The sequence below is a fragment of the Sphingobacterium sp. IITKGP-BTPF85 genome (assembly GCF_001006065.1).
GTDB lineage: Bacteria > Bacteroidota > Bacteroidia > Sphingobacteriales > Sphingobacteriaceae > Sphingobacterium > Sphingobacterium anhuiense.
Genome location: NZ_ASZT02000175.1, coordinates 1 through 9,254 on the forward strand (window position 1 = coordinate 1; position 9,254 = coordinate 9,254).

9 protein-coding genes and 2 pseudogenes are annotated in these 9,254 nt (G+C 36.8%); 7 read left to right on the forward strand and 4 right to left on the reverse strand.

Going from position 1 to position 9,254, the window contains the following annotated elements:
* The first annotated feature begins 930 nt into the window (after nucleotides 1–930).
* From ccoN to L950_RS22410, 7 genes and pseudogenes are all read left to right on the forward strand, one after another.
* Nucleotides 931–3,067 (forward strand): annotated as a pseudogene (gene ccoN, locus L950_RS22385) (cytochrome-c oxidase, cbb3-type subunit I).
* Nucleotides 3,068–3,078: 11 nt separating this feature from the next.
* Nucleotides 3,079–3,270, forward strand: coding sequence for a hypothetical protein (locus L950_RS22390; RefSeq protein ID WP_021188306.1), 192 nt, complete (start codon nucleotides 3,079–3,081; stop codon nucleotides 3,268–3,270).
* A 2-nt stretch (nucleotides 3,271–3,272) separates the two neighbouring features.
* On the forward strand, nucleotides 3,273–4,142 hold the full coding sequence (locus tag L950_RS22395) for a cbb3-type cytochrome c oxidase N-terminal domain-containing protein (protein ID WP_021188307.1): 870 nt from the start codon (nucleotides 3,273–3,275) through the stop codon (nucleotides 4,140–4,142).
* A gap of 10 nt (nucleotides 4,143–4,152) precedes the next feature.
* A complete protein-coding gene (ccoG, locus tag L950_RS22400; RefSeq protein ID WP_031287216.1) occupies nucleotides 4,153–5,535 on the forward strand; it encodes a cytochrome c oxidase accessory protein CcoG in 1,383 nt (460 codons plus the stop codon).
* 33 nt (nucleotides 5,536–5,568) lie between these two features.
* Nucleotides 5,569–5,991 (forward strand): FixH family protein, encoded by a 423-nt coding sequence (locus tag L950_RS22405; protein WP_021188309.1) that lies wholly within the window; start codon nucleotides 5,569–5,571, stop codon nucleotides 5,989–5,991.
* Nucleotides 5,992–6,019: 28 nt separating this feature from the next.
* Nucleotides 6,020–6,097, forward strand: coding sequence for a sulfite exporter TauE/SafE family protein (locus L950_RS35910; RefSeq protein ID WP_262507169.1), 78 nt, complete (start codon nucleotides 6,020–6,022; stop codon nucleotides 6,095–6,097).
* 47 nt (nucleotides 6,098–6,144) lie between these two features.
* Nucleotides 6,145–6,690: a sulfite exporter TauE/SafE family protein gene (locus tag L950_RS22410; protein ID WP_021188310.1), complete on the forward strand. Its 546-nt coding sequence runs from the start codon at nucleotides 6,145–6,147 to the stop codon at nucleotides 6,688–6,690.
* Here L950_RS22410 and L950_RS34390 read toward each other — a convergent pair.
* The 4 genes and pseudogenes from L950_RS34390 to L950_RS22420 form a co-directional block, all read right to left on the reverse strand.
* Complete coding sequence (locus L950_RS34390) at nucleotides 6,683–7,120, reverse strand: TolC family protein (RefSeq protein WP_021188311.1); 438 nt, start codon at nucleotides 7,118–7,120, stop codon at nucleotides 6,683–6,685. The genes L950_RS22410 and L950_RS34390 overlap by 8 nt on opposite strands.
* 5 nt (nucleotides 7,121–7,125) lie before the next feature.
* Nucleotides 7,126–7,593 carry a TolC family protein gene (locus tag L950_RS35915; RefSeq protein ID WP_316930738.1) on the reverse strand — a complete coding sequence of 156 codons (468 nt, stop codon included), beginning with the start codon at nucleotides 7,591–7,593 and terminating at the stop codon, nucleotides 7,126–7,128.
* Nucleotides 7,578–8,135, reverse strand: coding sequence for a TolC family protein (locus tag L950_RS35920; RefSeq protein WP_021188313.1), 558 nt, complete (start codon nucleotides 8,133–8,135; stop codon nucleotides 7,578–7,580). The genes L950_RS35915 and L950_RS35920 overlap by 16 nt, the downstream gene beginning before the upstream one ends.
* A gap of 10 nt (nucleotides 8,136–8,145) precedes the next feature.
* Nucleotides 8,146–9,197: pseudogene (locus L950_RS22420) on the reverse strand (efflux RND transporter permease subunit).
* Between the last annotated feature and the right edge of the window lie 57 nt (nucleotides 9,198–9,254).

Genomic DNA, 9,254 nt, shown 5'->3' on the forward strand with positions numbered 1-9,254 from the left:
TTTTTTTGTTTTATACCTTTTTATGCTGAGAACAGGGCTATTCCTGTTCTTTCGGTAGCTTTATATAACACCACACTTTTTCTTTGATTATTGCATAAATATTATCTGTTGCTCAGTTATTGGATTTTTCATTTCTGCTATGGGCTATTAGCTGCTTTGTATTAGGTTCAGTACTTTTTGTCCATATTGACACTTGTTGGTCATGACATTGAACCCCTAGTTTATAATAATTGTGATCTATTGTAATACTCTTGAATCTAGTTTATCTCACGTTATAAGAATACAGGTATTATGAACCATTTCTTCTTTTTTTATTATAGATCGGTAATCCTCGATGTCTACTTATTTATAGTTCCCTTACTTTATAAAATAGTGTATAGTATTTATATTGAATCGCTGTAAAGAATATAATGTTTTTTCAAAATTTGGATATGGCCACTCATTCAGTTTGGTTATTTATCAACATTATTTTATTGAACTAATTGTTTGAAATAAGCAAAACTGGTCTGTAATTACTATTTCATTAATAAGAGAAGTGGTTTTGGCTTATGAGGCCTATCCTAATTATATCTTTGATATTTTCAGTGTTACTAATTATAGGTAGATATAAAGTAGTATTTGATGTGTTTTATAGTAAGGAGAAATTTTTGTTATGTGACCTAATGAAACAAGTATCTTGATGACAGCCATTTTTTTGCCATAAACTCTTTATTATTAGTAATTTTTCGAAACAACTCCACCTATTTTTTATACTAAATTACCATACAAGCTGCATTACTATTTGTAAAAAGTAGTTGAAACTCATCATTTATGTTAAAACATTATTAATATGATATAAATGTGTGACGAATGTTATTTTTTTGGTTATCGCCATCATTCTAATGTCATAAAACAAGCTCTACTTTTGGTAAGGAAATCAATATTATAAGTATGCAGTTAGAGCAGTTTAATTATGACAATAAGATTGTCAGAAATTTCGGTATCGCTACCATTATTTGGGGGATAGTTGGTATGTCCATAGGACTACTTGTAGCTACTCAACTGGTGTGGCCTGCGATGAATTTTGGGATTCAATTTTCCACTTTTGGTCGGATCAGACCTGTACATACAAATGCAATAATCTTTGCATTTGTCGGAAATGCAATTTTTATGGGTGTTTATTATTCGCTACAACGTGTTTTAAGAGCGCGGATGTTCAGTGATATGCTCAGTAAAATTCATTTTTGGGGTTGGCAATTGGTGATTGTTGCGTCAGCAATTACATTACCACTTGGATTGACGACAAGCCATGAATATGCTGAGATGGAGTGGCCCATTGACCTTGGTATCACCTTAATTTGGGTGGTCTTTGGTATTAATATGTTTGGAACAATTATAAAACGTAGAGAGCGACATATGTATGTAGCAGTTTGGTTTTATATTGCAACGTTTGTTACCGTAGCAGTTCTCCATATTGTAAATTCTGTTCAATTACCGGTATCAGGTTGGAAAAGTTACTATGTTTACTCTGGTGTACAAGATGCTTTAGTACAATGGTGGTATGGTCATAATGCAGTTGCATTTTTCTTAACTACACCATTTTTAGGTATGATGTATTATTTCTTACCTAAATGGCAAATCGCCCGGTATATTCTTACAAATTGAGTATTCTTCACTTCTGGTCATTGATCTTCATATATATCTGGGCTGGCCCACATCACTTACTTTATACAGCTCTTCCAGGATGGGTTCAATCATTGGGTGTTGCATTTTCAATTATGTTAATTGCTCCAAGCTGGGGTGGTATGATCAATGGTCTGCTTACGCTACGTGGTGCATGGGATAAAGTACGAACAGAACCTGTATTGAAATTTATGGTTGTTGCCTTGACTTGTTATGGTATGGCGACATTTGAAGGACCAATGCTATCGCTGAAACAAGTAAACGCAATTGCCCATTTTACGGATTGGATAGTGGCTCACGTACACGTTGGTGCTCTAGGATGGAATGGCTTTATGACTTTCGCTATTCTTTATTGGTTGATTCCTCGCATTTATAGAACTGAATTGTACTCTAAAAAATGGCATCTGCTCACTTTTGGATCGGTACATTAGGAATTTTATTTTATGCAATTCCGATGTATTGGGCAGCTGTTGTGCAAGGGTTAATGTGGAAAGAATTTACACCAGAAGGTGTTTTGAAATATCCTAACTTCCTTGCGACTACGTTGGAAATTATTCCAATGCATATGATGCGTGCTGTCGGTGGTGCTCTTTATTTAAGTGGTGCTATTTTGATGACATATAATTTGGTAAAAACAATGCGTCAAGGTAAGTTATTGGCTAATGAGCCCGCGCAAGCACCTGCATTATTGCCTGTAACGACCAATGAGCAATCTACACATAGACGTTTAGAACGTAAACCTATTATGTTTATGGTGCTGGCGTTAATTGCTATTTTGATCGGTGGAATCGTGGAAATGATTCCAACATTTACAATATCTTCTAATATTCCAACAATTGCAAGTGTTAAGCCATATACTGCATTGGAATTACAAGGACGTGATCTGTATATCCGTGAAGGCTGTGTGAATTGTCATACGCAATCGATACGTCCTTTCCGCTCGGAGACTGCACGCTACGGGGAATATAGTAAAGCCGGTGAATATGTGTATGATCATCCATTCTTATGGGGCTCTAAACGAACAGGTCCTGACTTGCATCGTATAGGCGGGAAGTATCCTAATAAGTGGCATTTTGACCATTTACTCGATCCAACAATAACATCTCCTGGTAGTATTATGCCTACGTATCCTTGGCTAATTGATCAAGAATTGGATAATTCTTTATTGACCGCAAAATTGGAAGCAATGAAAACATTGGGTGTCCCTTATACGGATCAGGACATAGCACAAGCACAGACTTCTTTGGATAAGCAAGCGCAAGAGATTGCGGCGGATTTGAAAAAGAACCAAGTTCATGTTCTACCAAGCCGTGAAATCATAGCCATGATTGCTTATCTACAGCGATTGGGTACGGATATTAAAGCTGAACCAAAAGCTAAGGAAATAGTTGATGAACTAAATTAAAATAGAAGATTATGTTCAAACAAATAACAAATTTAAATGGTAGCGAGCTGTATTTGATCGCTTCATTATGGATATTTTTAGTATTCTTCATTATCGTAGGAATTATGTTGTTCAGAATGAATAAAGAACATATTACCTATATGAAGGAGCTTCCATTTCAAGAGGATGATATTAACAAAGGTGAATCATCAGATAGTCTATAAATATGAGTTTATTTTTAAATACAACAGTTGTAAATGCAGAAACTTGGAGCATAAGTTCTGGTAATATATATCAGAATATTTTAATCATCGTACTCGTTGTAGTCATGCTTGCTTTATTGGCTTCGGCATTGATGGTGAACAAGGCGATGCGCTCAATTTTGCGTATCACGATGCCTGAGATTTTAAAAGAGGAGCAAGTTACTAAAATTAGAAAAAAAGAGTCACGTAAGGCTTCCTGGAATAAATTGCTAGGGCTACGTCCTATTTCGGAAGAGAAGGATTTAATCATTGATCACGAATATGACGGTATTAAGGAATTAGATAATCCAATTCCAATTTGGTTCAATGCTTTATTCTATTCGACAATGACTTTTGCGGTTGTTTATATCTTAATTTATCATGTTTTTGGCTGGGGTCTAAATCAAAATCAAGAATATGCTCAGGAGATGGAGAAGGCTGAAATCGCAAAACAAGAATACCTAGCGCAAGCGGCTAATTTGATCGATGAATCCAGTGTGGTATACGATGAATCAAAAGTTGCAGCCGGTCATGCTGTTTTTCAAGCAAATTGTGTTGCTTGTCATGGTGGAGCTGGTGAAGGCGGAATAGGTCCTAATTTGGCTGATAGATTCTGGTTACATGGTGGGGAGATCAAGGATATTTTTAAAACGGTTAAGTATGGTGTTCCTGATAAGGGGATGGTGCCTTGGGAACAGACTTTGACTCCGGGACAGATTGCGGAGGTGAGTAGCTACATTATTTCGATCCGTGATACTAAGCCTGCAAATCCTAAAGAACCTCAAGGTACTGAGGTTACATATGCAACGGCTGATGCTAAAGCAACAACCGCCGATTCTACAAAAGTTCAATAAAAAAGTATTTATGAAAGCAGTAGCAACAAATCTTCCTGACAACCAGAGTAATAAAACAAAACGGGCCTGGATATATGCAAAGAAACCTTCGGGGCAATTGTATGCAATAAGGCAATGGGTCGGGTATGGGTTGCTGCTGTTTTTATTCGGAGCTCCTTTTATTAAAATTGGAGGTGAGCCATTATTGATGTTTAATATTCTTGAGCGAAAATTCAGTATTTTGGGAAGTATTTTTTATCCTCAAGATTTGCACATTTTTGTTTTCGGAATGCTTATCGTGATGGTTTGTGTCGTTCTATTTACAGTTGTTTTTGGTCGCATCTGGTGTGGCTGGACTTGTCCACAGACAATTTTTATGGAACTGATATTTCGTAAAATAGAATACTGGATTGAGGGGGACTGGCAACAGCAGAGAAAATTGAATGAAGGACCTAATACGGATGATAAAAAGTTAAAAAAGGTATTAAAGCATAGTATATTTCTATTGATTTCATTTTTAATATCTAATATTTTTTTATCCTATATAATTGGTGTTGATGCACTTTATAAAATTGTAACCGACCCGATTGACCAACATTTAGGGGGGCTTTTAGCCATTACGATATTTACATTTGTTTTCTACGCAGTGTTTGCACATATCAGAGAAATAGTCTGTACAACAATATGTCCGTATGGACGGTTGCAAGGGGTATTGTTAGATGATCAAAGCATAACAGTTGCTTACGATCACCGCCGTGGTGAGCCACGGGGAAAACAGAAAAAAGATGTAGAACAAGTAAAAGGAGATTGTATTGATTGCCAGTTATGTGTCCATGTCTGCCCTACAGGGATAGATATTCGAAATGGTCTGCAGATGGAGTGTGTCAGCTGTACTGCTTGTGTTGATGCTTGTGATGCCGTGATGGACAAAATAGGTAAGCCGAAAAAACTTATTGGTTTTTATACCATGGGTGAGATTCAAGGAACTATAACCAAAAGAAGCAATACTCGAGCTATTGCGTATTCTGTTGTATTGGTTGCATTAGTTTCTGTCTTTGTTTCGCTTATATTGATGCGATCTGATGTAGGTGCAACTTTGTTAAGGGCCAAAGGAAGTTCTTATCAATTACGAGATGATCATACAATCAGTAATTTGTATTCATTGGAGTTAGTGAATAAAAGTAGTGCTGAAATGCCTTTTACACTCGTGCCTCAAGATGAAAAACTAAAAATACAAGTTGTAAATCCGATCAAATCGTTGACAAAAGGAGGATCGGCTTCTTTAAGCTTTTTTCTCATCATCAATAAAGATGATGTAAAACGCTATAAAGAAGATGTGAAAGTTGATGTATATTCGGGAGATCGAAAAATAGAAACCTTAAAAACGACCTTCATTGCTCCTCCGGGGATGTGATAAAGGAAGGGTTAAATTATAAAGAGATAAAGGATGAATTGGGGTACTAAAATATTTTTAAGCTTGGGTATATTTATGCTCTGTATCATAGGTGCTGGGATTTATATGGTCAGTCATGATACAGATACATTAGAAGATACAGATTATTATGAGCAAGGTCTAAATTATGATCAGGTTTATAATAAGAAATCAAATGTTGCCAAGCATAAAGCTGAACCTGTTATTAAAATTAATCATGATACTTTGTATATTCAGTTTGCCACTGTTGCAAATAGCGGTAATCTGATCTTTAAACGTCCTTCGGATCGCAGTATCGATTTGCAGTTACCATTTGAAACAAATACAGGTGTATATCAGTTACCGATTTCCACTTTAAAAAAAGGAGCGTGGAATCTGGAAATTGTTTGGAAGAGTGAAGGTTTAGAGTTTTTGACAGATCAACAACTGCATTTATAAGATGAGTTACCAATATTTTGCTTTTTTTATGGGTTTGTTTGGCAGTGTACACTGTGCGGTGATGTGTGGTCCTTTGCTTTTTGCTGTGCAGGGTAATCATGACTGACCTGGAAAATAGCGTTCAATAAGATATTATATCAGATAGGGCGGATATTGACCTATGGTGTTTATGGTCTTGCGCTCGGTATGATTGGTAGAATTGCATCGATCCAGGGATGGCAAATGGGATTGAGCATTTTAACGGGATTGATACTACTTGTTATAGGTTTAGTGCAATTATTTAAATTTAAAAACCAGGATTTTATAAAATTGCAGACACGTCTTGTTCAACCGATAGCTGAACTTATGGGACGTTGGTTATACCGTCCAGGTGGAAGTTTTTTTGCGGGTGTATTGAATGGTATTTTACCTTGTGGCATGCTGTATATGGCCGCAGCTGCAGCAATGAATACCGAATCAAGTTTAACAAGTTTCTATTTTATGGTCATGTTCGGTTTGGGAACATTGCCACTGTTATTAATCTTCTCTTTTTTAGGCAACTTTATTCGGACATATTTTAAAATGAATTTTTCGAAATGGTTACCTTTTCTCTATATCTTGATGGGAATCTGGTTTCTGTTGCGTGGAGCAAATTTAGATATTCCTTATTTAAGTCCATTGCTCCATGTCGACGGAGCAATGAACTGTCATATTATTTAGTTTCTGCCCATCCACCTCCTAGGGATTTGTATAGTTCAACGAATGAATCCAGCTGGGATTGCTTTATGGAAACGAGGTTAAGTTCGGATGTCAAGGCATTGGATTGCGCTGTAATAACTTCGAGATAGGTTGCATATCCAGATTTAAACAATAAACTAGCATTTTTTACTGCCAAATGAGAATTTGCGACTCGGGCTTCTGCGAGTACCAATTGCTCTTTTAATTTCGCAAGTGATGTGAAGCTATTGGATACTTCGTTGACCGAACGTAATACTGTTTTCTGTAAGTTGATCTCTGCTTTTTCACGTTCTAATTTTGACACTTCAAAAGCTGTCTTTAGTTTTTTGTTTTTAAATATGGGAGTTGTAATATTTCCCAATGCGGAACCTAGCAATGATCCTGGAATATTAAACCAATTTTCAGGCAACATGGAGTTTAGACCAGTGTACCTCCGAGCGTTAATGAAGGGTAGCGTAAAGCTTGATTAATATTAACTTGTGCATTTGATGCGATTAAACTTAATTCTGCTTCACGGATATCTGGTCTGTTGCGGATCAGATCTATAGGAGATCCCATTGAGATCTTAGATTCATCAATTAAATACTGTAGACTTTTGCCCCGTTCAATTTTATCGGGCATTCTACCGGTCAATTCTAAAAGTGAATTTTCTTGAATCTGTATTTCTTGTTCCAACTGCGGAACTAGTGATGCTGCGAGCAATCTTTGGGATTGCGTTTGCTGAATGGCTAATGAGGTGATTTCTCCGGCATCAAACTGTAATTGAATCATACGTAAAGTGCTATCATTGAGTTGTACATTACGTAAGGCCACTTCAATCTGAGCATCTAGCTTTAAAAGATTGAAATAACCCTTAGCAATATTTGCAATCAGACTAGTTTGAATCGCTTTTTTGCTTCTGCAGTACCTAAATAGTTAGCGAGTGCTTCTTCTTTCTGGGCAGATATTTTACCCCATATATCAATTTCCCAACTGAGGTTTAATTCCGTTAAATACTGAGATTGGGTTCTAAAAAGATTATTTTTTGCTTCTTTACCATTATAGATTTTGGAAGCAGGTCCTGCGTAATAATTTTTGGAACGCCATTCTTGGCCTACACCTGCAATCGTTGCATCCAATTCTGGAAGATAACCTGCTTTAGCCTGCGTTAATTGACGATTTGCGATTTGAATATTCAAGATAGCGCTACGCATATCATAGTTATTAGCCAGTCCGGCATCAATTAGTTTTATCAGGCTTGAATCTCTAAAGAAATCGCGCCAATTGACATAGGCGAGTGCCCCTACACTATCTTGATAGGTCGAATCTGCACGGTATTGATCTGGAAGATTATATTTTGGAGCAGTATAGCGTTGTCCAACTTTACAGGAAGAGAACAGAAGTAAGATAGCCCCGAATAGGAAGATATGGCGATTGATAAGATTCATATGTATCGGACTAATTTGATTTGAATTTAATTTTTAAACGTTCATCTAAGGTTTTGAAGATGATATAAAGCACTGGGATAATAAAGATCCCGAGCAATACACCGAAAAGCATACCACCAGCGGCACCAAAACTAATGGAATGATTTCCTTTTGCTGATGGTCCTGATGACCACATAAGGGGTATTAATCCTGCTACAAATGCAAATGACGTCATAAGGATAGGACGCAGACGTAATTTGGCTCCTGCAATAGCAGAGTCGTAAATGCTCAAACCTTTGTTTCTTTCCTGTACGGCAAATTCAATAATCAGAATGGCATTTTTGGCAAGCAACCCAATCAGCATGATGACACCAACCTGTACGTAAATGTTATTTTCTAATCCTACGAGTAAGATTGTGGCATAAACGCCTACTAACCCAACTGGAATGGATAACAGAACGGCCCAAGGTAAGATGTAGCTTTCATATTGTGCCGATAATAGGAAGTATACAAAAACAATACTCATGATGAAAATCAGTATGGTTTGGGAACCTGATTCCGATTCTTCTAAGCTCATACCTGTCCATTCATAACTATAGTTTCCAGGTAATTTTTCCAAAGCTAATTTCTCTATCGCCTTCATGGCATCACCTGTACTGTACCCTTCATTTGGATTGGCATTAATGGTAATTGCATTGTACAGATTATAACGAGTGATGGTTTCCGGTCCCACTACCTTTTTTAAGGTAAGTAATGTACTGATGGGGACCATCTCGTTGTTTTTGTTTCTGACAAAATGGATTTAAAGGATTCGGGATCTGTTCGGTAATCGTAATCTGCCTGAATGTATACACGATATTGTCTGCCGAAACGACTAAAATCGCCGGCCTGTACACGGCCGTAGTAAGCTCGTATGGTAGACATCAAGGATTTAATATCGACTCCCAATGATTTTGATTTAACAGCATCGATATCCACTTCATATTGTGGGAAGTTTGCTTTAAAGGAAGTGTATGCACTTTTAACTTCTGGTAATTGATTGATTTCATTGATGAAGTTGTCTGCAATACTGCTAAAATCCAAGATCTCTCCACCTAATTTATCTTCTAAAACCAGTTGTATACCTGCGAAATCCCCAAA